This is a genomic window from Paucibacter sp. DJ2R-2 (assembly GCF_025717675.1).
GTDB lineage: Bacteria > Pseudomonadota > Gammaproteobacteria > Burkholderiales > Burkholderiaceae_C > Paucibacter_A.
This window is the reverse complement of the sequence record NZ_JAJIRT010000010.1, coordinates 202,327-222,428: the sequence shown is the minus strand read 5'-3', so window position 1 is coordinate 222,428 and position 20,102 is coordinate 202,327. Positions and strand designations below refer to the sequence as shown.

Sequence of the window (20,102 nt, the reverse complement as noted above, 5' to 3'; positions counted from 1 at the left end):
ATCTCACCGTGCGCAAAATTGATCAGGTTGATGATGCCGTACACCATCGTGTACCCCAGCGCCACCAGCGCATACATGCTCCCGAGCACCAGCCCGTTGATGATTTGCTGGAAAAAAGTTTCCATGAAGCCTCTCCGGTTCGGGGATCCACGCCGCGCGCAGACCCACCCATTGGTTGTGCTGAAAGACGAGCAAAAAAAAGGCCCGCCACAAAGTCGGCGGGCCCACTTGGCCATCTAGTCCTGCAGCCTGCGAGTCATTGTAGGAGTCGCTTTCCGCCGGACTTCGCTGGTAAATACCCCTAGCGCGGGCCGCAAAAAACCTCGGCAAATTGGACTCATTCGTCGCCCCCGCGAGCTTCTTCATTGCGCCGCCGCAGCTCGGCCAGCCGCTCACCGATGCGCAACTCCAAACCCCGGCCAACAGGCTCGTAAAAGCGTTGATCCTCCAGCCCATCAGGGAGGTAATGCACGCCCGCCGCAAAGCCCTCGGGCTCATCGTGGGCATAGCGGTACTCACGTCCATACCCTAGCTCGCTCATCAAGCGGGTGGGAGCGTTGCGCAGATGCAGCGGAACCGGTCGGCTGGCATCGGTTTTCACGAAAGCCCGCACCGCCTTGTAAGCGCTGTAGACGGCGTTGGACTTCGGTGCCACAGCCAAAAACACCAGGGCCTGCGCCAGGGTGAGCTCGCCCTCAGGCGAACCCAGGCGCTCGTAGGTCTCGGCAGCATCGAGGCAGATGCGCAGCGCGCGCGGATCGGCCAGACCGATGTCTTCACTGGCCATGCGGATCAGGCGGCGAGCAATATAGCGCGCATCGACACCGCCATCGAGCATGCGGGCGAACCAGTACAGCGCGGCGTCGGGGTCTGAGCCGCGCACGGACTTGTGCAGGGCCGAAATGACGTCGTAGAACTGTTCGCCGCCCTTGTCATAACGGCGCAGTTGCTCGCCCAGGGCACGCTCAAGCACAGCCTCGTCAATCTCGGCGATGCCAGCGGGCGCGAGTGAAGCGACCGACTCCACGGCATTGAGCAGGCGCCGGGCATCACCGTCGGCATAGGCGGCCAGGCGTTTGGCCGCCGCCGGCGTGATCGGCGGGCAAGCCAGCAGCTGCGTGCCGCGCTGCACCAGATTGAGCAGGTCCTGCTCATCCAGAGCCTTGAGCACATGGACGGTGGCCCGCGACAGCAGCGCCGAGTTCACCTCAAACGACGGGTTCTCGGTGGTGGCCCCAATGAAGGTGAACAGGCCCGACTCGACATGCGGCAAGAACGCGTCCTGCTGCGATTTGTTGAAGCGGTGGACTTCGTCCACGAACAGAACGGTGCGCCGCCCTTGCGCCGATACGCTGAGTGCCCGCTCGACCGCATCGCGGATGTCCTTGACCCCGCCCAAGACGGCCGAAATGCTGATGAACTGAGCCTCGAAGGACTGCGCCATCAGGCGCGCCAGCGTGGTCTTGCCGACTCCAGGCGGCCCCCAAAGAATCATGGAATGCAGGCGCCCCGATTCAAAGGCGGTTCGCAAGGGCATGCCGGGGCCGAGCAACTGGCGCTGGCCGATCACCTCGTCCAGGTGCTGAGGCCGCAATCGTTCGGCAAGCGGAGGATGCAAAGAAGACTGCACTTGCGAGGACCCCGGCGCGGAAATTCGAGCCGGAGCCGGCTCACTCTCAGGAAACAGGGAATCGTTCATCAACACTCAATCAAGCCAGCCCGCAGCGGCTGACGGGTCGCAGGCCTCATTGCTCGACCAGATCCGCACCGGCTGGCAGCACAAAACGAAAGCGCTCGGCCGGCAGGTTCGCATTCGTCGCCATGGCGCTGAAGTCCAGGCGCGACTGCTGCCCAAAGCCATCGACGATTTCCAGCGCCGCCAATTCGCGCCCCTTGAAGCCGATTTTGAGCGACTGGAAACCGCCGTCGGCCTGCCGCGGCAAGGCCTGGACCCAGTCCAGCCCACCCTCACTGGGCAGGGCCTTGAGGCTGAAATCGCGCTCGAGATTGCCGCCCGCCAAAAGGGCCGCAGGCGTAGCGCCCAAGGCCTGCGACATGCGCCGCGAGCTGGCCTGATTCAGGTCCGGATCGAAGATCCACACCTTCTGTCCATCACCGACGATCAGCTGTTCGAAAGGCTTGCTGTAGGCAAAGCGGAACTGGTTGGGCCGCTGGAACTCAAAGCTGCCCATGGACACTTTTTTGCGCTTGCCGTCGGGCGAATTGACCGTCTGCTTGAACTGGGCACTGGCGCTCTTGACCTCACCGACAAAGGCTTTCAACGCCGCCACGGCGTCCGCCTGAGCCGTCAGGGTTGCGCTCACCAGCAGGGTCGCGCACAGGCCGTTCTTCAGGGACATCAGTCGCTGTCTCATTCATTCATCTCGCTTGGGCACGATCAAATCGCGGTTGCCATTGGTGGCCATGCTGCTGACCAGGCCCGATTTCTCCATCTGCTCGAGCAAGCGGGCGGCACGGTTGTAGCCGATGCGCAGATGGCGCTGGACCAGTGAAATCGAGGCCCGGCGGTGCTGCAGCACGATGGCCACGGCCTGGTCGTACATGGGGTCGGCCTCGCCTTCGCCGGCACCACCACCGGCCGCACCCGCCTCACCGCCCTCACCTTCGAGCACGCCGCCTTCCAGAATGCCCTCGATGTAATTGGGTTCGCCCTGGCTCTTCAAGTACTCGACCACCCGGTGCACCTCCTCATCGCTGACAAAGGCACCATGGACACGAATCGGCAGGCCGGTGCCCGAGGGCATGTACAGCATGTCACCCATGCCGAGCAGGGCTTCGGCGCCCATCTGGTCGAGGATGGTGCGGCTGTCGATCTTGGAGCTGACCTGGAAGGACAGACGGGTCGGGATATTGGCCTTGATCAGGCCAGTGATGACATCGACCGAGGGCCGCTGCGTGGCCAGGATCAGGTGGATGCCGGCCGCCCGGGCCTTCTGGGCCAGGCGCGCGATCAGCTCTTCGATCTTTTTGCCGACCACCATCATCAGGTCGGCCAGCTCGTCGATCACGACGACGATGAAGGGCAGACGCTCCAGCGGCTCCGGTTCTTCCGGCGTCAGGCTGAAGGGGTTGCCGATGTGCTCACCGCGCTCCTTGGCCTCGTCGATCTTCTTGTTGTAGCCGGCCAGATTGCGCACGCCCATCTTGCTCATCAGCTTGTAGCGGCGCTCCATTTCGCCGACACACCAGTTCAGCGCATTGCTGGCCTGCTTCATGTCGGTGACCACAGGCGCCAGCAGATGCGGGATGCCTTCGTAGACGCTCATTTCAAGCATCTTGGGGTCGATCAGGATCAGGCGAACGTCGCGCGCTTCGGCCTTGTAGAGCAAGGACAGGATCATGGCATTGATACCGACCGACTTGCCCGAGCCGGTGGTACCGGCCACCAGGCAGTGCGGCATCTTGGCCAGATCAGCCACCACCGGCAGGCCGACGATGTCCTTGCCCAGGCCCATGGTCAGCTGCGAGCTGGCATCGGCATAAACCTGGGAGCCCAGAATTTCCGAGAGGCGAATGGTCTGGCGACGCGCATTGGGCAGCTCCAAGGCCATGAAGTTCTTGCCCGGAATGGTTTCCACCACACGGATGGACACCAAGCTCAGCGAACGCGCCAAGTCCTTGGCCAGGCCGACGATTTGCGAGCCCTTGACGCCGGTGGCCGGCTCGATCTCGTAGCGCGTGATCACTGGGCCCGGCGATGCCGCCACCACGCGCACTTCGACGCCGAAGTCACGCAGCTTCTTTTCAATCATGCGCGAGGTCATTTCCAGAGACTCGGGCGTGACCGACACCACCTGCACCGGCGCTGTGTCCAACAGGTCGACTTGGGGCAGCTTGGTGTCGCTGGAGTCAACAAACAGCGTGGTCTGGCGCTCCTTGGCGACCCGCGTGGACTTTGGAACCTCCATCACCGGCGCTTCGATGACGATGGGAATGTGGTGTTCCTCCACCACCTGCCGCTCGACCTCCACCACCAGTTCGCGCTCTTGCGCGGCCTGCTCGCCAAAGCGCTGGTCCTCGGCCTTCTCGCGCTTCTCGAGGCGCTGTTCGCGCCATTGATCCAGGCGCGCACCCAGTTGTTCGGCCAGATGGGCCCAGGAAAACTTCAGCGCCAGACCGGTGCCAAGCAGCAAAAGGCTGATCCAGACCACGCCAGAACCGGCGAAGCCGAGCACCCGCATGCTCCAGGGGCCGAGCGAGTAACCCAGCACACCGCCGGCATGACCAGGCAGACGGGTTTCCCAGGAATAGAGCCGGGTCCATTCGAGCGCCGAACTCGCACACAGCAACAGCAGCAAGCCCAGGAACCAAAAAATCAGCGGTCGCCGGCTGCCCGGCGCTGGCGAACTCTCGGCGCGCAGCAGGTCGGCGAGGTGACTCAGCCAGACGCGCAGCCCGATCAGAAGCAGCCACCAGGCCGAAAAACCGAAGCTGAACAGCAGCAGATCCGCGATCCAGGCCCCAACGGCACCCATGCGGTTGCCATACATGGCGTGCTGCCCTGAAATGGAGAAGGCCGCGTCGGCGCGGTCGTAACTCACAAGGGCCAGCACCACCAGGCACCAGACGGCGCCGCTCAGCAATAGCCAGACCGGCGTACGCAAGGGGTTGGTGCGCGGCGGCGGTGGCGCTGCCGCCTTCTTGGATTGGCGTTTGTAGACTTTGTCGGGCGCGCCGACCTCGTCGTCACGCAACAGGGAACCCAGCGGAAAACTCATGCCACCATTGTGGCGCAGGATTCACACGAACCAGTCCTGCCGGCTAAGCCGACGCCACCATCAGGCAAGGGGGTCAGCCTGGGAATCGTTCCTTGATGACCACCGAGCCGTTTTCCAGGGTCTCGATGACACCGCGCTCCTCCAGATCCTTCATCACCCGGCTGACCATCTCGCGCGAGGCGCCGACGACCTTGGCCATGTCCTGGCGGGACACCTTGCCGCGGATGATCTTGAGGCCCTTTTCTTCTTCGGACATGTCCAGCAAGGTGCGAGCGACCCGGCCATAGACATCCAACAAGGCCAGGGATTCGATCTGGCGGTCGGCATTGCGCAGGCGCGCCACCAGGCCGCGCAGGATGGCGTAAGACAGGCTGCTGCTCTCGGGCAGGCAACGGGCAAACTCATTGCGCCCCAGCACCAGCATGTCGGTCTGAACTTCGGCACGCACGGTGGCCGAATGCGGTTCGTGGTCGATCAGGCTCATTTCACCGACGTAGTCGCCGGGCTGCAGCACAGCCAGGATGACTTCGCGGCCACGCGTGTCGGCCGTCAGCACCCGCGCACGGCCGTTCAGCAAGATGAACAAGGCATTGGACTTGGTGCCCTGCTCGACGATCAACTCACCGCGCTTGAAGCGACGCTTGACCACGCTGTCGGCGATCGACTGCGCCTGGTCGGTGGTGAGCAGAGAAAACAAGGGCACCCTGCGGATCAGATCCAGATTGGACAACATCGCCATGAACAGCCTCCTTTGGATTAAGCCTGAATTTGGCACGCCCTCAGAGCGTCCGTGACATGCCTAGAATGCACGGGATTGTGCCCACCCGCCTCATATTTCAAACCATGTTTAGCCGGGAAAATCCGGCCATTACCGCCGACGCAACAGCACAGGCCGGAGGCACGAAAGATGCGCGATCCTGCTGCTTTCGACTTGGCCTTTAACTTCCCGCGCTTGCGAAACGATCCAACCGCCCCATCTGAGCCCCCATGAACGCAAACACCCAACACCATACGCTGCTGATCCTGGGTTCCGGCCCGGCCGGCTACACCGCCGCCATCTACGCCGCTCGCGCCAATCTGAAGCCGACATTGCTCACCGGCATGGCCCAGGGCGGCCAACTGATGACCACCACCGAGGTGGACAACTGGCCCGCCGATGTGATGGGTGTGCAAGGCCCGGAACTGATGGAGCGCTTCCAGAAGCACGCCGAGCGCTTCCAAACGCAGATGATCTTCGATCACATCAACGAGGTCGATTTTTCCCAGCGCCCCTTCAAGCTCAAAGGCGACAGCGCCAGCTACAGCTGTGACGCTCTGATCATCGCCACCGGCGCATCGGCCAAGTACCTCGGCCTGCCCTCGGAAGAGGCTTTCATGGGCCGCGGCGTCAGTGGCTGCGCCACCTGCGATGGCTTTTTCTATCGTGGCCAGGAAGTTTGTGTGGTCGGAGGCGGCAACACTGCAGTCGAAGAAGCGCTCTACCTGAGCAATATCGCCAGCAAGGTGCACGTGATCCACCGTCGCGACAAGTTCCGTGCTGAGCCCATCTTGATCGACAAGCTGATGGCCAAAGCCGAGTCCGGCAATGTGGTTCTCCACCTCTGGAACACGCTGGACGAGGTGCTGGGTGACCAGAGCGGCGTGACCGGCGTTCGCATCAAGAGCACCCAAGGTGGCGGAACGCAAGACTTGACCCTGCAAGGCTGCTTCATTGCCATCGGCCACCAGCCGAACACCGACATCTTCAAGGGCCAGCTGGAAATGAAGGATGGCTACATCGTCACCAAGAGCGGCTTGAACGGTTTCGCCACCATGACCAGCGTGCCGGGCGTCTTTGCCGCCGGCGACGTCCAGGACCATGTCTATCGCCAGGCCATCACCAGCGCCGGCACCGGCTGCATGGCCGCCCTGGATGCGCAGCGCTTCCTGGAGCAGCAAGAGCAAGGCTGAGCGACAGCACAAGTCTGCCCCAAGGGCACGCCAGGGCAAGCGGCCTGGCGTGCCTTTTCATTTTCAGCTATACTCTTTGGCTTGCTTGCTGGATGGACCGCGCCCAGAAGACAGATACCAGGGCAACCTGCGTGATGTCAGATAGGTTTAGCTTGCATAAAGCGGTCATGAGGTCATCGCGGGTCTTGAGTGTGCGGAAAGCAGGCTCGACCGAGATGGCTGGTCATCAAATCAAACCGGAGAAGCGTCATGGCACGCGTCTGTCAAGTCACGGGCAAGAAGCCCATGGTGGGAAACAATGTTTCTCACGCCAATAACAAAACGAAGCGTCGCTTCCTGCCGAATCTGCAGTACCGCCGTTTCTTCCTGGAAACCGAGAACCGCTGGGTTCGTCTGCGTATCAGCAATGCTGCTCTGCGTTTGATTGACAAGGTCGGCATCGACCAAGTCGTCGCCGATCTGCGCGCCAAGGGCGAGCTCTGATCTAGTACTGAGAATCAAGGAGCATCATCATGGCAAAAGGCGCACGCGAAAAGATCAAGTTGGAGTCGACCGCAGGTACGGGTCACTTCTACACGACCGACAAGAACAAGAAGACCACGACCGGCAAGCTCGAATTCATGAAATTCGACCCCAAGGCTCGTAAGCATGTTCTGTACAAGGAAACCAAGCTGAAGTGATTCAGCTCGGCGACTCCCCGGCAACGGGGAGTTCCACAAAAAACCCCGCAAGGCGCAAGCCGGCGGGGTTTTTTCATGGGCGAGGCAAACTCAAGGCTGCGGGATCTTCGCCTCAGCCACGGCCGGCGCCTTGAACTCATCCCGGAACCAGTTGTCGATCATGCGGCGCTCATAGCGGATCGGGTCAGAGTCGGAGTAGCGATTGAAATTGGACATGTAAGCCATATCGTGCAGCCGGATCTTGCCGCTCTGCAGCGTCTTGCCCTTCTCGCTGAGCACATAGCTGAATTCGATGGCTGGAGAACTGACACCGCGCAGCACCCGAATCATCTCCATGCGAGGCCCGACAGGTTCCCAATCTCCTGCCAGATCGATATTGCTGATTTCAAACTTGAGATCCTTGCCGGGCAACTGAGCACCGAGTTTCTCCAGATGCGCCTTGATCCCATCCAGGACCGGCGCACGCTCGCGGCGGCTGAAGTCGGCGCTGGCGTCACTGAACTTTTCTGGCTCGATGAAACGAACCTCGACATCGGCCAGAGCCAGCGAAGCCGAGGCACTCAAAGCCAGAACCAGACCGGCAGTACGAAGCAGTTTGCTCATGGTGACTCTCCTTGTGTGTTCCGTTGCTGTGCCTTCAGTCTAATCCTCGGACGCAAAAAAGGCGCCTCTCAGGGCGCCCTTTTACCGCAGGATTACTTGCGGTCACAGACGGCAGACCAGCCGTCACAAACTGTCAAATCAAGCGGCCACTCAAACCCTCGCCATGCGCAGATTCATGGAGAAGCTGCGCAACTCTGCAATGCCGCTCTCCTCGGCACGGCGGCACCAAGCCTGCAAATCAGCCACCAGCTGCTCGGCCGACACATTGGTACGCGTCCACAGCTGACGCAGCTCTTCGCGCATGGTCAGGAGCTTGTCCAGCGCCGGGCTGGCAGCGCGGGCCTTGGCGATCTGCGGCAGAAGACTGTCAGGAATATTGACTTCGTCGCGATGCGACCAGCGCATGGCCAATTTGAATTCCGCCCATTGCGCACTGTGCTCCTGGCCTTGCGCCTTGAGCTTGTCTAACTCCAATGCGCAGGTCGCCTTCAAACCGCGACCATACTTGGCCATCACTTCATAGCGATTGGCGATGATGGCCTCCAGCGTGTCCTTGTCGGCAGGCTTGATGTCACCGTGACGCAGCTTGGGCGCGGTCTTGCGGACCTTGGCCCAGCCCAGCATCTCGAAGGCACGGATATAGCCCCAACCGATATCGAACTCGAAGGGCTTGACCGAGAACTTGGCCGAGGTTGGGTAGGTGTGGTGGTTGTTGTGCAGTTCTTCGCCGCCAATCAGGATGCCCCAGGGCGAAACATTGGTCGAGGCATCGGGTGCCTCGAAATTTCGATAGCCCCAAAAGTGACCGATGCCGTTGATGACGCCGGTCGCCCAGACCGGGATCCAGACCATCTGGATGGCCCAGACCGTGGCACCGATGGCGCCAAACAGCGCCAGGTTGATGATCAGCATCAAGCCCACGCCTTGCCAGGAGAAGCGGGTGTAGAGATTGCGCTCGATCCAGTCATTTGGCGTGCCCAGACCATATTTGGCGATGGTCTCGGGATTCTTGGCTTCGGCGCGATAGAGCTCCACGCCGGTCAGCAACAAGGCCTTGAGGCCGCGGGTCTGCGGGCTGTGCGGGTCTTCCTCGGTCTCGCACTTCGCGTGGTGCTTGCGATGCACGGCCACGAATTCCTTGGTCACCATGCCTGTGGTCAGCCACAGCACGGCGCGGAAGAAATGCGAGGGAATGGGCCCCAGGTCCAGCGCTCGGTGCGCTTGCGCACGGTGCAGGAAGATGGTCACGGCGAGGATGGTGAAGTGCGTGATGACCAGAGTGAATGCCACCACCTGCCATGCACTGGCCTCGAGCAGGCCATGGGCCAGCATCTGGACCACCGCATCGTGTACCGACATCAAGAAGTTCATGGGTTCCTAATCCTGCCCAGTGCTGGGCAAATCTGTGGATTCAAGTCGCTGAATTGTAGGTGCCGGACTCTAAGCACCTCAGTGCATAAGTCTGCTTCAGGTCAAGAACGGGCAACTTTCGACCGGGGCCTGGGCTGACAGGCCCCGCCGGCGATCAGCTGGGCTGTTTTTCCCACACCGCGGCGAAGAAGCCATCGGTCTGGTGCTGGTGCGGCCAGAGGCGCAAATAGCCGTTCTCAACCAGACGGTCCGCCTGCTCGACATGGGCGCGGCTCAGCACCTCGGCGGCGTCGAGCTTCTTGAACTGGGGATGAGCGGCCGAGAAGGCTTCGGCGATCGCCTCGTTCTCAGCATCCAGCAGGCTGCAAGTGGCATAGACCAGCCGACCGCCCGATTTCAGCAAGCGCGCGGCACTGGCCAGAATGGCCGTCTGCTTGGCCTGCAGCTCTTGTATCGCATGCAAAGACTGGCGCCATTTCAGATCCGGATTGCGGCGCAAGGTACCCAGGCCCGAGCACGGCGCATCGACCAGCACTCGGTCGATCTTGCCGGACAGGCGCTTGATGCGCTCATCACGCTCATGGGCGATCTGAGTCGGATAAATATTCGACAGACCACTGCGCGCCAAGCGAGGCTTCAAGGAAGCCAAGCGGTGACCCGAGGTGTCGAAGGCATAGAGCCGGCCAGTGTTGCGCATGGATGCACCGAGGGCCAGGGTCTTGCCGCCGGCACCAGCGCAGAAGTCCACCACCATCTCGCTGCGCTTGGCGTCCAGCATCAGGGCCAGCAACTGGCTGCCTTCGTCCTGGACCTCGACACCGCCGCCAGTGAACAGCTCTAGCTTGTTCAAGGCCGGCTTGCCGTGAATGCGCAGGCCCACAGGCGAGAACGGCGTGAGTTCAGCCGCGATGCCGGCAGCCGCCAAAGTGGCCTGAGCCTCTTCGCGCTTGCCTTTCAAGGTGTTGACGCGCAGATCCAGCGGAGCCTGCTCATTCATGCTGGCGGCCAAGGACCAGAACTGTTCCTCGCCGAGGCGGGCCATCAAAGGCTGGGCCAGCCACTCGGGCAGGTTGTGGCGCAGGCGCGGCGCGAGCTGGGTCTTGTCAATTTGACGGACCTGCTCCAGCCATTGCTGTTCTTGGGTGTTCAGGGCGCCACGCAAAAAGGCCTCGTTGCCCTGCCAGCCCAGAATGGCCAGGCGGCGCTCGATCGGGCCACTGCCAGACTGGGCCAAATGCTGCAGCAGCGGGCGCTGACGCAGCACGGTGTATGCGGTCTCGGCCAAAGCATGGCGTTCGCGCTGGCCCAAGGCCTTGTGTTTGCGGAAGAAGGCGGACACCACGCTGTCGGCGGGAGTGTCCAACTGGAGGACAGCGCGCAAGAGCTCGCTGCTCATTTCAAGAAGGGCATTAGGATGCATCTCGCGATTATCCCAGGCCCGAGGGCTTCCCCTGCCCTGCCGCCGTATTTATCCCTTGCTGCCCCCGACATGAGTGCCGACGACCTGCCCCCCCTGCCCGCCACACCGCTGGGCCGCTACCGCCATTACAAGGGCGGCGAATACGAAGTGATCGGTACCGCCAGGCATAGCGAAACGCTGGAACCCTTGGTGGTCTACCGCCCGCTGTACAACGCCACCGGCTTGTGGGTGCGGCCTCATGCCATGTTCTTCGGCAGCCTGAAAGTGGGCGGCGCGCTGACGGCGCGCTTCAGCGCCATCGACGACGCGCCGGCGCCCTGATGATGCGCGCGCCCCGCTGGCTGCAACAGCTGCGCCTTCGCCCGCGCCTTTTGCTGGCCCTGGGTCTGGGCGTGCTGGTCGGCCTCGCCTGCCCTTCGCATTGGAGCTTGTCGGCGCGCCTGCTCTGCGGCTGGAATGCCGGCGTCTGGTTCTATTTGCTGGCCGTGCTGCAGATGATGCTGGCCGCTGACCATGAGCATGTACAGCGCAAAAGCGTGGCGCAGGCGGACGGTGTGGCCGCCGTGCTGCTGCTGGCGGCGGCCGGCGCACTGGCCAGCCTGGCGGCCATCACTTTAGAGCTGCGCCAACCGGCCGGCCCGCCAGGCGCCACCTTGGCGCTGGCCTTGTTGACGGTGGCGGGCAGCTGGCTGCTGCTGCCGGTCGAGTTTGCCCTGGCCTATGCCAGCCTCTACCACCGTAACACGGGCCAGGACAAAGGACCGCACGGCCTGGAGTTTCCTGGCCTGCAAGGTCTACCGGACTACACCGACTTCATGTACTTCGCTGTCACCCTGGCCGCGACCTCGCAGACCTCGGATGTGGCGGTCAGCGCCAGGCCCATGCGGCGCTTGGTCTTGCTGCACGCCTTGCTGTCCTTCATGTTCAACACCGGGGTACTGGCGCTCTTGATCAATATCCTGGCCGGCATGATCCGCTGAAGGTTCAGCTGAACGACTGACTCGCCCCGCTGAGTTGCTCGACACGGCCATCGACCCGGCGTAGCTGGCCTTCGACAAACCAGCGCACAGCCTGCGGATACATGCGGTGCTCCAGCTTGAGCACGCGGGCCGACAGCGTGTCTTCATCATCACCGGGCAGCACCGGCGCCACGGCCTGAGCGACGATAGCGCCATGGTCAAGCTCTGCGGTCACGAAATGCACGGTGGCGCCGACGAATTTGCAGCCCATCTCCAAGGCCCGTGCGTGCGTGTGCAGGCCGGTGAAGGCCGGCAACAGCGAGGGGTGGATGTTGAGCATGCGCTCGGCATAGTGGGCGGTGAAGGCCGGAGTCAGGATGCGCATGAACCCCGCCAGCACCACCAGATCGGGCGCAAAACCATCGATCACTCGCTGCAGCTCGGCATCAAAAGCCTCGCGGGCCTGCTGCGCATCCATGCCGGGCTGGCGAAACGCCTTGTGGTCGACCACGGCCGTGGCAATGCCGTGCTCGGCTGCAAAGCTCAGGCCGGCGGCATCAGGCTTGTTGCTGATCACGGCGGCGATCTGGGCCGGCCAGCCCTCGGCGGCACAGGCGCGCACGATGGCCTCCATATTGGAGCCACGGCCGGAAATCAGGATGACGATGCGTTTCATGGGGCGGCAGTGTAGCTGCCTACAATGCCCGACCTGATCTTTGCTGCGGCCCGCCGATGAGCTCCCTGCCTTCCCCCGAACCGACTTCCGCCGCCACGCGTCCGCGCGTGCTCTCGGGCATGCGCCCGACCGGCGCCCTGCACCTGGGTCATTACCATGGCGCGCTGAAGAACTGGGTTCGCCTGCAGAGCACACACGACTGTTTCTTCTTCGTCGCCGACTGGCATGCCCTGACCACCCAGTACCAGGACCGTCAGAACCGCAACAGCATCGAACGCAATGTCTACGACATGGTGGTCGACTGGCTGGCCGCCGGCATCGACCCCGAGAAGGCCACGCTCTTCATCCAAAGCCGCATGCCCGAGCACGCCGAGCTCTTCACCCTGCTGGCCATGAGCACGCCCACCTCCTGGCTGGAACGCATTCCCAGTTACAAGGACGCGGTCGAGAAGCAACGCGCCAGCAGCACCCCGGGTGAAGGCGCCACCTACGGCTTCCTCGGCTACCCCCTGCTGCAGGCCGCCGACATCCTGATCTACAAGGCCGGCTTCGTGCCGGTCGGCGAAGACCAGGCCGCCCATGTGGAAGTGACCCGCGAGGTGGCACGCCGCTTTAACCGCATCTACAGCCCGGATGCGCCCATCCTGCCCGAGCCGCAAGAGCTGCTGACCGAGACCGCGCGCCTGCCCGGCCTGGACGGCCAGAAGATGAGCAAGAGCTACAACAATGCCGTCGCCATGCGCGATGCGCCCGAGGTGGTGGACGAGAAGATCCGCACCATGCCCACCGACCCGCAGCGCGTGCGCCGCAGCGATGCCGGCGAGCCCAGCCGCTGCCCGGTCTGGCCCCTGCACCAGCTCTACTGCGACGAGTCCACCCGCAGCTGGGCGGCCGAGGGCTGCCGCTCGGCCAGCATCGGCTGCCTGGACTGCAAAAAACCTTTGATTGAGGCCATCCAGAAAGAGCAAGCGCCTTGGCGCGAGCGGGCCAATGAATACCTGGCCAATCCCAAGCAGGTGCAATGGATTGTCGAAGTCGGCACCGAGCGGGCCCGCGCCGTTGCCCGCAAGACCTTGCGGGAAGTCCGCACCGCCATGGGCCTGGCCTACTGAATCCGCATGAGCGGCATCCACATCACCGACATTGAGGCCGCCATCAACTGGTGGCGCGAGCGTCACCCGTCGACCGACGGCCTGAGCGCCTGCCCCGAGGTGCAAGCCCTGGCCGAGGTCTACGGCCTGCTGGTCTACCACCGCGATCATGAGTGCGACGAAGACAGCATGCCCGCCGTCGCCAAGGCCGCCTGGCTGCGCTGGTACGACAGCACACCCGACGCGCCCTGTATCGCCATCTGTTCCACCAGCCAGGGCGACGCCTTGTGCAAGGGCTGCGGCCGCACCTTTGACGAAGTTCAGCACTGGCCGGTGATGAGCCCGGCCGAGAAGCGCATCACCTGGCGCCGCATCACCCAGGAAGGCACGGCTTGGCGCTTCAACCGCTATGCCGAGCGTGCGCGCGAGTTCAGCGGCCTCGACCACCCCCAGCAGCAGACAACAGCCCAGCCGCCGGCGGAGCCGGCATGATGGGCCGCGCCCATCTCGAGAGCCTGCGCCGCATCGCGCCGCTGGCCTGGCCGGTGCTGGTCGGGCAGCTGGCCGTGCTGGCCTTCAGCACCATCGACACCGTGCTGGTGGCCCGGTACTCGGCCGTCGACCTGGCTGCGCTGGCCGTGGGCAGCGCGATCTTCATCACCGTCTTCGTGGGCTTGATGGGCGTGGTGCTGGCGATCTCACCCATCGTCGGCCGCCTGTTCGGCGCCGGCCAGATGCGGGAAGCTGGGGCGCAGTTGCATCAGACTCTGTGGCTCTGCCTCGGCTTGATGGTCCTGGGCAGCCTGATCCTGCTGCTGCCCGAGCCCTTTCTGGCGGTGTCGCAGGCCAGCCCCGAGGTTGAGGCCAAGGTACGCCATTACCTGATGGCCCTGGCCGCCAGCCTGCCGGCCACGCTGTTCTTTACCGCCTTCCGCGGCTTCAATGTGGCGGTTTCCCGGCCCAAGGCGGTCATGGCCTTGCAGGTCGGCGGCCTGCTGCTCAAGCTGCCGCTGAGCCTCTTGCTCATTCAAGGCTTTGCGCTCGGCCCTTGGCAGGTGCCGGCCTTGGGCGCCGTGGGTTGTGGCATTGCCACGGCGATCGCCATGTGGGCCCAGGCCGCCATCGCCTTCGCTTGGATGCGGCGAGACCCTTTTTACGAGCCCTTCGGCTTGCGCCGCGGCGGCCTGCAAGCGCCCCACTGGCCCGACATCCGCGCCTTGCTCAAGCTGGGTGTGCCCATGGGCGGTTCCATCTTGATCGAGGTGACCGGTTTCACCTTCATGGCCATCTTCATTGCCCGCCTGGGCGCCACGCCCGTGGCCGGCCACCAGCTGGCGGTCAATCTGATCAGCCTGATGTTCATGCTGCCCCTGGCCCTGGCCAATGCGACCGGCACCCTGGTGGCGCAGTCGGTCGGCGCCCATGACCCGGCCGGCGCACGGCGCCTGGGCTGGCATGGTCTGGAGATCGGCCTGGCCGCGTCCTTCCTGATCGGTGCCCTGGTGTTTTTTGCACGCGAAGCGGTGCTGGGCCTGTACACCAGCGACCCGGTGATCCTGGGCGCCGCCCTGCCCTTGCTGCTCTGGGTCTGGCTTTTTCACGTGGCCGATGCCGGACAGACCCTGGCAGCCTTCGTGCTTCGCGCCCACCACATCGCCACCGCACCCATGGTCATTTACGCGCTGGCGATCTGGGGCGTGGGCCTGGGCGGCGGCTACTGGCTGGCCTTCGGCCACAGCCCCTCGATCCCGGCCGAGTTCCAGGGCGCGCGCGGCTTCTGGTCAGCGGCCACAGCCGGCCTGGTGCTGGCAGCCGTGGGATTGAGCGCCTTCCTGGCCTGGGTGCACCGCCAGGAAGAACGCGAGCAGGCCGCCGCTGCCCTCAGTTCGCCGCGTTCGGCAGGCTGAAGACAAACACACTGCCACCGCCGGGCCGCGCTTCGCAGCGCACCTGGCCTTGGTGGCGCAAGGCAATCTGCTTGACCAAGCTCAGACCGAGCCCCACCCCTCCAGCCTGTTCGGCGTGGCCGGGCAGGCGGAAAAACGCCTCGAAAATCTGTTCGCGCATGGCCTCGGGGACGCCGGGGCCACGGTCGCTCACGCGCAGCTCGGCCTGGCCCTCGCTGCCTCGCGAGAGCTCCAGCAAAAGCTCCTTCCCGCCGTAGCGCTTGCCGTTTTCCAGCAAATTGCGCAGAGCGCGGCGCAGCAGGCGCTCGTCGCCAGGCACGACCAGTTCAGTCAAGCCTGCAGCAGGCTGAAAGTCCGCAGCGCTGCGCGCCGCCTCTTCAGCCGCCAGACCCATCAAGTCGACCTTGAACTCATGCACAGCCGGCGTCGCCGCGCGGGCGGCCGCTTCCAGGCGGCTGGCCAGCAACACCTCTTCGACCAGGGCGTCCAGCTCTGAAATATTGGTATGGATCTCGGCTTGCAGGCGCACACGCTGCTCCGGGCCGGCGTTGTCCAGCATGGAAAAAGCCATCTTCAGCCGCGCCAGGGGCGAGCGCAGCTCATGGCTGGCATTGGCCAACAGCGACTGCTGAGAGCGCAGCAAGGTCTCGATTTGGGCCGCCGCGCGGTTGAAGCTGCCGGCCAGCGCCGCGACCTCGTCGCTGCCGCTGTCATCGACCCGCTGTGTCAGCTGGCCCGAACCAAACTGCTCGACACCGGCCTTCAGGCTTTCCAGACGCCGGGTCAGTCGTCGCACCACCGGGTAGGCACCTAGGGCGACGCCAAGGAACAGCAGCACCAATAAGACCAACAGGACCTGACCGTTGGGACGAGGCCCAAGGAAAGGCAGACCCCAGGGCAAGGGGGCGTTGTCTCCGCGTTTGAAGAAGGGCCGGTCTGGCCCCGGACCACCACCCAAGCGAGCGCCCGGCCCAATGCGAAAGCCACCGCGCATCACCAGGAGACTGCGGCGATCTTCCAAAGGCACACGCACGCTGGGCGGCCCCCCCATGGTTTCACGTTCGATGAATTCTTCGGAGGCGGCAATACGTTCGCCTCGCTCATCAATCAGGGCGATGGCCATATGCAGGCGCTGCCCCCATTCCTGCAAGGCCTCGGCTTGCTCGGAGCGGGGTGCCGTAGCGGGCGGCAGGGAGCCATGAATCAGTTCGGCAATCGCCAACACGCGCTCGTTGGCGGAGGACTCGAAACTGCCACGCTCCTGCTCGAAATGGCGCTGGAACAACCAGGCCGAGCCGAAAGCAAAGGCCAGCAGCACGACCACCAAGGTCAGGTAGATGCGCAGGTACAGCGACTTCATCTCAGACGCCCCAGCGGCATCGCGCCTCAATGGCCATGGTCGGCGTCCTGCTTGCGGGCAAACACATAGCCGGCACCGCGCACGGTCAACACCCGGCGCGGGGTCTTGGGATCCTCTTCGATCAGCGCGCGGATGCGCGAAATGTGGACATCGATCGAGCGGTCAAAGGCATCGAGCGGATGGCCCTTGAGCGCGTCCATGATTTGGTCGCGCGAGAGCACGCGGCCTGGGCTTTGCGCCAGCACCACCAGCAAGTCGAACTGATGGCCGGTGAAATCAAGCGGCTTGCCGTCCAGGCGTGCCATGCGTGCGGCCAGATCAATCTCAAGGCGACCGAAGCGCAGCACATCATCGGCCGGCGCCTCGGGTTCGGCGCGGCGCAGCAAGGCTTTGATGCGGGCTTGCAGCTCACGCGGTTCGAAAGGCTTGGCCAGGTAATCGTCGGCGCCCAGTTCCAGACCCAGGATGCGATCCATGGGTTCACCACGCGCCGAGAGCATGAGCACAGGCAGGCGGCGCGTGAGCGCATCGCTGCGCAATTCACGGCAGAAATCCAGGCCGTCACCGTCAGGCAGCATCAGGTCCAGCACCAGCAGGTCAAAGGCCTGCTCGGCCAAGGCGGCGCGGCCGGCGGCCAGGGAAGCTGCCAGGGTCACCTCGAAACCGGCCGCACTCAGGTAGTCGCACAACATGGCCGTGAGCCGGGTGTCGTCGTCAATCAGCAGCAGTCTGGAACTCATGGCGGATGCAAAAGGGAAAGTGGCCGAGACCGTTCGCCGGCCTCGTCGCGGCGCAGGTTCAATGTGCGCGACGCCACTGAGCATAAACGAGCGCGGCAACTCAGCTGCCATGCTTGCCGCCGCGCATCTCCTGGTGCTTGGCCATGCGGGCCTGCATCTTCTTCATGCGCTCGGCCATCTTGGCACGCTGCTCCGGGCTCAGCACCCGGGCGGCGTCCACCATGGCCTGGCTCATGCGCTTGCTGATCACGTCGTGATGAGCGCTCATCTGCAGACGCAGGGCCTCGATGGCAGCGGCATCGACATTCGGCGCGGCGAACAGGGTCTGCGCCTGATCGCGCAGCTTGCGGGCGGTCTCGTGCTCGGCCTTCATATCGGCCCGCGCGGCGTCCATGATCTGCTTGATCTGGCTGCGCTGCGCATCGCTCGCGTCCACCATGTCCAGCATGTGCTCAACATGACCGCCGCCCATGGCCATCATCTCGTGGCCGCCACGGTGGCCCATAGGACCCTGGGCCTGAGCCAGCAGGCCCGACAAGGACAGGCTGGCTGCCACGGCGCCGAGGGCGAACAACTTCTTCAGATTCAGCTGGGACATGACAGATCTCCGTCGGGGTTGGGGTGAATGAATCTTCAGCCCCGCACGTAAGCCTGCTGTGCCCCGGCAGTAAAGATCTGTGAATGCCCGGCGCCAATGAAAAGAGCGCCCACAGGCGCTCTTTCGTTCAGCCGCGAACACCCTCCTGACTGCACAGGACGGTGGCTGGCAGCATCACTTGATCGGCTTGAAGCGCATGCGCTTGGGGCGCGCGCCTTCCTCGCCCAGGCGCTTCTTCTTGTCGGCTTCGTACTCGTGGAAGTTGCCGTCAAAGAAGAACCACTGCGAATTGCCTTCGCAGGCCAGGATGTGGGTGCAGATGCGGTCCAGGAACCAGCGATCATGGGAGATCACCATGGCCGAGCCGGCGAACTCCAGCAGTGCCTCTTCCAGCGCGCGCAGAGTTTCGACGTCCAGGTCGTTCGACGGTTCATCGAGCATCAGCACGTTGCCGCCCTGGGCCAGGGTCTTGGCCAGGTGCAAACGACCACGCTCACCGCCCGACAGGCTGCCCACCAGCTTTTGCTGGTCATTGCCCTTGAAGTTGAAGCGGCCCAGATAGGCGCGGCTGGGCATCACGAACTTGCCGACCGTGATGTTGTCCAGGCCACCCGACACGTCTTGCCACACGGTCTTGTCAGCTTCCAGGCTGGCGCGGCTCTGGTCCACAAAAGCCATCTTGGCGGTCTTACCGATCTTGACGGTGCCGCTGTCCGGAGTCTCGGTGCCTTGCAGCATGCGGAACAGCGTCGACTTACCGGCGCCGTTGGGGCCGATGATGCCGACGATGGCGCCGGCGGGCACCTTGAAGCTCAGGTTGTCGATCAGCACGCGGTCGCCAAAGCTCTTGCTGACGTTTTCGAACTCGAGCACTTCATTGCCCAGGCGCTCGGCCACGGGAATGAAGATTTCGTTGGTGACGTTGCGCTGCTGGTACTCGACGTCCGACAGTTCCTCGAAGCGGGCCAGACGCGCCTTGCTCTTGGCCTGACGGCCCTTGGCGTTCGAGCGCACCCACTTCAGCTCTTCCTTCATCGCCTTCATGCGGGCGTCTTCGGACTTCTGTTCACCTTCCAGGCGCTTTTCCTTCTGGTCCAGCCAGTCGGAGTAGTTGCCCTTCCAAGGAATGCCGTGGCCGCGGTCCAGTTCCAGAATCCACTCAGCGGCGTTGTCCAGGAAGTAGCGATCGTGGGTGATGGCCACCACGGTGCCGGGGAAGCGCTGCAGGAACTGCTCCAGCCACTCGACCGATTCGGCGTCCAAGTGGTTGGTCGGCTCGTCGAGCAGCAGCATGTCGGGCTTGCTCAGCAGCAGGCGGCACAAGGCCACGCGGCGCTTCTCGCCACCGGACAGCACGCCGATCACGGCGTCCCACGGCGGCAGGTTCAGTGCGTCGGCGGCCAGCTCCAGCTGCAGATCGGTGTTTTCGCTGCCGGCGGCGGCGATGATGGACTCCAGCTCACCCTGCTCGGCGGCCAGCGCGTCGAAGTCAGCGTCTTCTTCGGCATAGGCGGCATAGACCTCGTCCAGGCGCTTCTTCGCGGCCAGCACGCCGCCGATGCCCTCTTCGACCGCTTCACGCACGGTCTGGGTTTCGTTCAGGCGCGGTTCCTGCTCCAAATAGCCGATCTTGATGCCGGGCATGGCGATGGCTTCGCCTTCGTACTCCTTGTCCACGCCAGCCATGATCTTCAAGATGGTGGACTTGCCCGAACCGTTCACACCCAGCACGCCGATCTTGGCACCGGGGAAGAAGGACAGGGAAATGTCCTTGAGGATGTGGCGTTTCGGGGGAACCGTCTTGTTGACGCGGTTCATGGAAAAGACATATTGCGCCATGGCGTGATTCCTGGAGAGTGCGGGTTCGGTACGAAGTGCTGAGAGCGCGGGGCCAGCCCGAAAGTTGACCGGGCCGCAGGGACGCGGGCCGGGCGTGGCGCCAAACCGCACATTGTCGCAGCATCTGCGGCACGGTCGACGCGGACCTGCGTCACAAGATCACGGCTCA

21 protein-coding genes are annotated in these 20,102 nt (G+C 63.7%); 8 read left to right on the top strand and 13 right to left on the bottom strand.

What is annotated here, in order from left to right; genetic code table 11:
* The 5 genes from LNV28_RS20825 to LNV28_RS20805 form a co-directional block, all read right to left on the bottom strand.
* Positions 1-125, bottom strand: a 125-nt coding sequence (locus LNV28_RS20825; RefSeq protein ID WP_411970005.1) for an ABC transporter permease subunit, incomplete at its 3' end; no start/stop codon positions are given.
* 212 nt (positions 126-337) lie between these two features.
* Positions 338-1,699 carry a replication-associated recombination protein A gene (locus LNV28_RS20820; protein WP_263520500.1) on the bottom strand — a complete coding sequence of 454 codons (1,362 nt, stop codon included), beginning with the start codon at positions 1,697-1,699 and terminating at the stop codon, positions 338-340.
* A gap of 46 nt (positions 1,700-1,745) precedes the next feature.
* Positions 1,746-2,360 carry an outer membrane lipoprotein periplasmic chaperone LolA gene (lolA, locus tag LNV28_RS20815; protein WP_263520499.1) on the bottom strand — a complete coding sequence of 205 codons (615 nt, stop codon included), beginning with the start codon at positions 2,358-2,360 and terminating at the stop codon, positions 1,746-1,748.
* A 15-nt stretch (positions 2,361-2,375) separates the two neighbouring features.
* Positions 2,376-4,739 carry a DNA translocase FtsK gene (locus LNV28_RS20810; RefSeq protein WP_263520498.1) on the bottom strand — a complete coding sequence of 788 codons (2,364 nt, stop codon included), beginning with the start codon at positions 4,737-4,739 and terminating at the stop codon, positions 2,376-2,378.
* A 73-nt stretch (positions 4,740-4,812) separates the two neighbouring features.
* Positions 4,813-5,478: a Crp/Fnr family transcriptional regulator gene (locus tag LNV28_RS20805; RefSeq protein WP_263520497.1), complete on the bottom strand. Its 666-nt coding sequence runs from the start codon at positions 5,476-5,478 to the stop codon at positions 4,813-4,815.
* Positions 5,479-5,726: 248 nt separating this feature from the next.
* Between LNV28_RS20805 and trxB the strand changes: the two genes are divergently transcribed.
* The 3 genes from trxB (at position 5,727) to rpmG (ending at position 7,369) form a co-directional block, all read left to right on the top strand.
* A complete protein-coding gene (gene trxB, locus LNV28_RS20800) occupies positions 5,727-6,689 on the top strand; it encodes a thioredoxin-disulfide reductase (protein WP_263520496.1) in 963 nt (320 codons plus the stop codon).
* Positions 6,690-6,938: 249 nt separating this feature from the next.
* On the top strand, positions 6,939-7,172 hold the full coding sequence (gene rpmB / locus LNV28_RS20795) for a 50S ribosomal protein L28 (protein WP_102766965.1): 234 nt from the start codon (positions 6,939-6,941) through the stop codon (positions 7,170-7,172).
* A 29-nt stretch (positions 7,173-7,201) separates the two neighbouring features.
* On the top strand, positions 7,202-7,369 hold the full coding sequence (gene rpmG / locus LNV28_RS20790) for a 50S ribosomal protein L33 (protein WP_263520495.1): 168 nt from the start codon (positions 7,202-7,204) through the stop codon (positions 7,367-7,369).
* Between the two features lie 90 nt (positions 7,370-7,459).
* Here rpmG and LNV28_RS20785 read toward each other — a convergent pair whose 3' ends face one another.
* From LNV28_RS20785 to LNV28_RS20775, 3 genes are all read right to left on the bottom strand, one after another.
* Positions 7,460-7,972 (bottom strand): DUF3016 domain-containing protein, encoded by a 513-nt coding sequence (locus tag LNV28_RS20785; protein WP_263520494.1) that lies wholly within the window; start codon positions 7,970-7,972, stop codon positions 7,460-7,462.
* A gap of 150 nt (positions 7,973-8,122) precedes the next feature.
* On the bottom strand, positions 8,123-9,343 hold the full coding sequence (locus LNV28_RS20780) for a DesA family fatty acid desaturase (RefSeq protein WP_318013887.1): 1,221 nt from the start codon (positions 9,341-9,343) through the stop codon (positions 8,123-8,125).
* A 154-nt stretch (positions 9,344-9,497) separates the two neighbouring features.
* The gene (locus tag LNV28_RS20775; RefSeq protein ID WP_263520493.1) at positions 9,498-10,763 is read right to left on the bottom strand and encodes an RsmB/NOP family class I SAM-dependent RNA methyltransferase; all 1,266 of its coding nucleotides are present in this window, start codon (positions 10,761-10,763) and stop codon (positions 9,498-9,500) included.
* Positions 10,764-10,832: 69 nt separating this feature from the next.
* Between LNV28_RS20775 and LNV28_RS20770 the strand changes: the two genes are divergently transcribed.
* Together LNV28_RS20770 and LNV28_RS20765 are read left to right on the top strand one after the other, a co-directional pair.
* Positions 10,833-11,084, top strand: coding sequence for a DUF1653 domain-containing protein (locus LNV28_RS20770; protein WP_263520492.1), 252 nt, complete (start codon positions 10,833-10,835; stop codon positions 11,082-11,084).
* Positions 11,084-11,743 (top strand): DUF1345 domain-containing protein, encoded by a 660-nt coding sequence (locus LNV28_RS20765; protein ID WP_263520491.1) that lies wholly within the window; start codon positions 11,084-11,086, stop codon positions 11,741-11,743. Before LNV28_RS20770 ends, LNV28_RS20765 begins: the two co-directional genes overlap by 1 nt.
* Before the next feature lie 4 nt (positions 11,744-11,747).
* On the opposite strand, the gene purN is transcribed toward LNV28_RS20765, so the two are convergent.
* Complete coding sequence (gene purN, locus LNV28_RS20760) at positions 11,748-12,398, bottom strand: phosphoribosylglycinamide formyltransferase (protein WP_263520490.1); 651 nt, start codon at positions 12,396-12,398, stop codon at positions 11,748-11,750.
* A 119-nt stretch (positions 12,399-12,517) separates the two neighbouring features.
* Here purN and trpS point away from each other — a divergent pair, with 119 nt between their 5' ends.
* Genes trpS through LNV28_RS20745 form a run of 3 tightly spaced genes read left to right on the top strand, consistent with a single transcriptional unit; the run spans position 12,518 to position 15,396 of the window.
* Entirely contained in the window at positions 12,518-13,510 is a 993-nt protein-coding gene (trpS, locus tag LNV28_RS20755; RefSeq protein ID WP_411970004.1) for a tryptophan--tRNA ligase, read from the top strand.
* Between the two features lie 6 nt (positions 13,511-13,516).
* A complete protein-coding gene (locus LNV28_RS20750; protein WP_263520488.1) occupies positions 13,517-13,981 on the top strand; it encodes a DUF3717 domain-containing protein in 465 nt (154 codons plus the stop codon).
* A complete protein-coding gene (locus LNV28_RS20745; protein WP_263520487.1) occupies positions 13,978-15,396 on the top strand; it encodes an MATE family efflux transporter in 1,419 nt (472 codons plus the stop codon). Before LNV28_RS20750 ends, LNV28_RS20745 begins: the two co-directional genes overlap by 4 nt.
* Here LNV28_RS20745 and LNV28_RS20740 read toward each other — a convergent pair.
* From LNV28_RS20740 to ettA, 4 genes are all read right to left on the bottom strand, one after another.
* Positions 15,371-16,756 carry a HAMP domain-containing sensor histidine kinase gene (locus LNV28_RS20740; protein WP_263520486.1) on the bottom strand — a complete coding sequence of 462 codons (1,386 nt, stop codon included), beginning with the start codon at positions 16,754-16,756 and terminating at the stop codon, positions 15,371-15,373. The two genes, LNV28_RS20745 and LNV28_RS20740, sit on opposite strands and share 26 nt — an antisense overlap.
* Positions 16,757-16,782: 26 nt before the next feature.
* Positions 16,783-17,496: a response regulator gene (locus LNV28_RS20735; protein ID WP_263520485.1), complete on the bottom strand. Its 714-nt coding sequence runs from the start codon at positions 17,494-17,496 to the stop codon at positions 16,783-16,785.
* 100 nt (positions 17,497-17,596) lie between these two features.
* The gene (locus LNV28_RS20730) at positions 17,597-18,094 is read right to left on the bottom strand and encodes a Spy/CpxP family protein refolding chaperone (RefSeq protein ID WP_263520484.1); all 498 of its coding nucleotides are present in this window, start codon (positions 18,092-18,094) and stop codon (positions 17,597-17,599) included.
* A gap of 174 nt (positions 18,095-18,268) precedes the next feature.
* Positions 18,269-19,933 (bottom strand): energy-dependent translational throttle protein EttA, encoded by a 1,665-nt coding sequence (gene ettA / locus LNV28_RS20725; protein ID WP_263520483.1) that lies wholly within the window; start codon positions 19,931-19,933, stop codon positions 18,269-18,271.
* Positions 19,934-20,102 lie beyond the last annotated feature (169 nt).

Excerpts from the sequence above, each read along its gene's own strand:
- LNV28_RS20820 (WP_263520500.1), bottom strand. The coding sequence starts at position 1,699 with ATGAACGATTCCCTGTTTCCTGAGAGTGAGCCGGCTCCGGCTCGAATT.
- lolA (WP_263520499.1), bottom strand. The coding sequence starts at position 2,360 with ATGTCCCTGAAGAACGGCCTGTGCGCGACCCTGCTGGTGAGCGCAACC.
- LNV28_RS20810 (WP_263520498.1), bottom strand. The coding sequence starts at position 4,739 with ATGAGTTTTCCGCTGGGTTCCCTGTTGCGTGACGACGAGGTCGGCGCG.
- LNV28_RS20805 (WP_263520497.1), bottom strand. The coding sequence starts at position 5,478 with ATGGCGATGTTGTCCAATCTGGATCTGATCCGCAGGGTGCCCTTGTTT.
- trxB (WP_263520496.1), top strand. The coding sequence starts at position 5,727 with ATGAACGCAAACACCCAACACCATACGCTGCTGATCCTGGGTTCCGGC.
- rpmB (WP_102766965.1), top strand. The coding sequence starts at position 6,939 with ATGGCACGCGTCTGTCAAGTCACGGGCAAGAAGCCCATGGTGGGAAAC.
- rpmG (WP_263520495.1), top strand. The coding sequence starts at position 7,202 with ATGGCAAAAGGCGCACGCGAAAAGATCAAGTTGGAGTCGACCGCAGGT.
- LNV28_RS20785 (WP_263520494.1), bottom strand. The coding sequence starts at position 7,972 with ATGAGCAAACTGCTTCGTACTGCCGGTCTGGTTCTGGCTTTGAGTGCC.
- LNV28_RS20780 (WP_318013887.1), bottom strand. The coding sequence starts at position 9,343 with ATGAACTTCTTGATGTCGGTACACGATGCGGTGGTCCAGATGCTGGCC.
- LNV28_RS20775 (WP_263520493.1), bottom strand. The coding sequence starts at position 10,763 with ATGCATCCTAATGCCCTTCTTGAAATGAGCAGCGAGCTCTTGCGCGCT.
- LNV28_RS20770 (WP_263520492.1), top strand. The coding sequence starts at position 10,833 with ATGAGTGCCGACGACCTGCCCCCCCTGCCCGCCACACCGCTGGGCCGC.
- LNV28_RS20765 (WP_263520491.1), top strand. The coding sequence starts at position 11,084 with ATGATGCGCGCGCCCCGCTGGCTGCAACAGCTGCGCCTTCGCCCGCGC.
- purN (WP_263520490.1), bottom strand. The coding sequence starts at position 12,398 with ATGAAACGCATCGTCATCCTGATTTCCGGCCGTGGCTCCAATATGGAG.
- trpS (WP_411970004.1), top strand. The coding sequence starts at position 12,518 with ATGCGCCCGACCGGCGCCCTGCACCTGGGTCATTACCATGGCGCGCTG.
- LNV28_RS20750 (WP_263520488.1), top strand. The coding sequence starts at position 13,517 with ATGAGCGGCATCCACATCACCGACATTGAGGCCGCCATCAACTGGTGG.
- LNV28_RS20745 (WP_263520487.1), top strand. The coding sequence starts at position 13,978 with ATGATGGGCCGCGCCCATCTCGAGAGCCTGCGCCGCATCGCGCCGCTG.
- LNV28_RS20740 (WP_263520486.1), bottom strand. The coding sequence starts at position 16,756 with ATGAAGTCGCTGTACCTGCGCATCTACCTGACCTTGGTGGTCGTGCTG.
- LNV28_RS20735 (WP_263520485.1), bottom strand. The coding sequence starts at position 17,496 with ATGAGTTCCAGACTGCTGCTGATTGACGACGACACCCGGCTCACGGCC.
- LNV28_RS20730 (WP_263520484.1), bottom strand. The coding sequence starts at position 18,094 with ATGTCCCAGCTGAATCTGAAGAAGTTGTTCGCCCTCGGCGCCGTGGCA.
- ettA (WP_263520483.1), bottom strand. The coding sequence starts at position 19,933 with ATGGCGCAATATGTCTTTTCCATGAACCGCGTCAACAAGACGGTTCCC.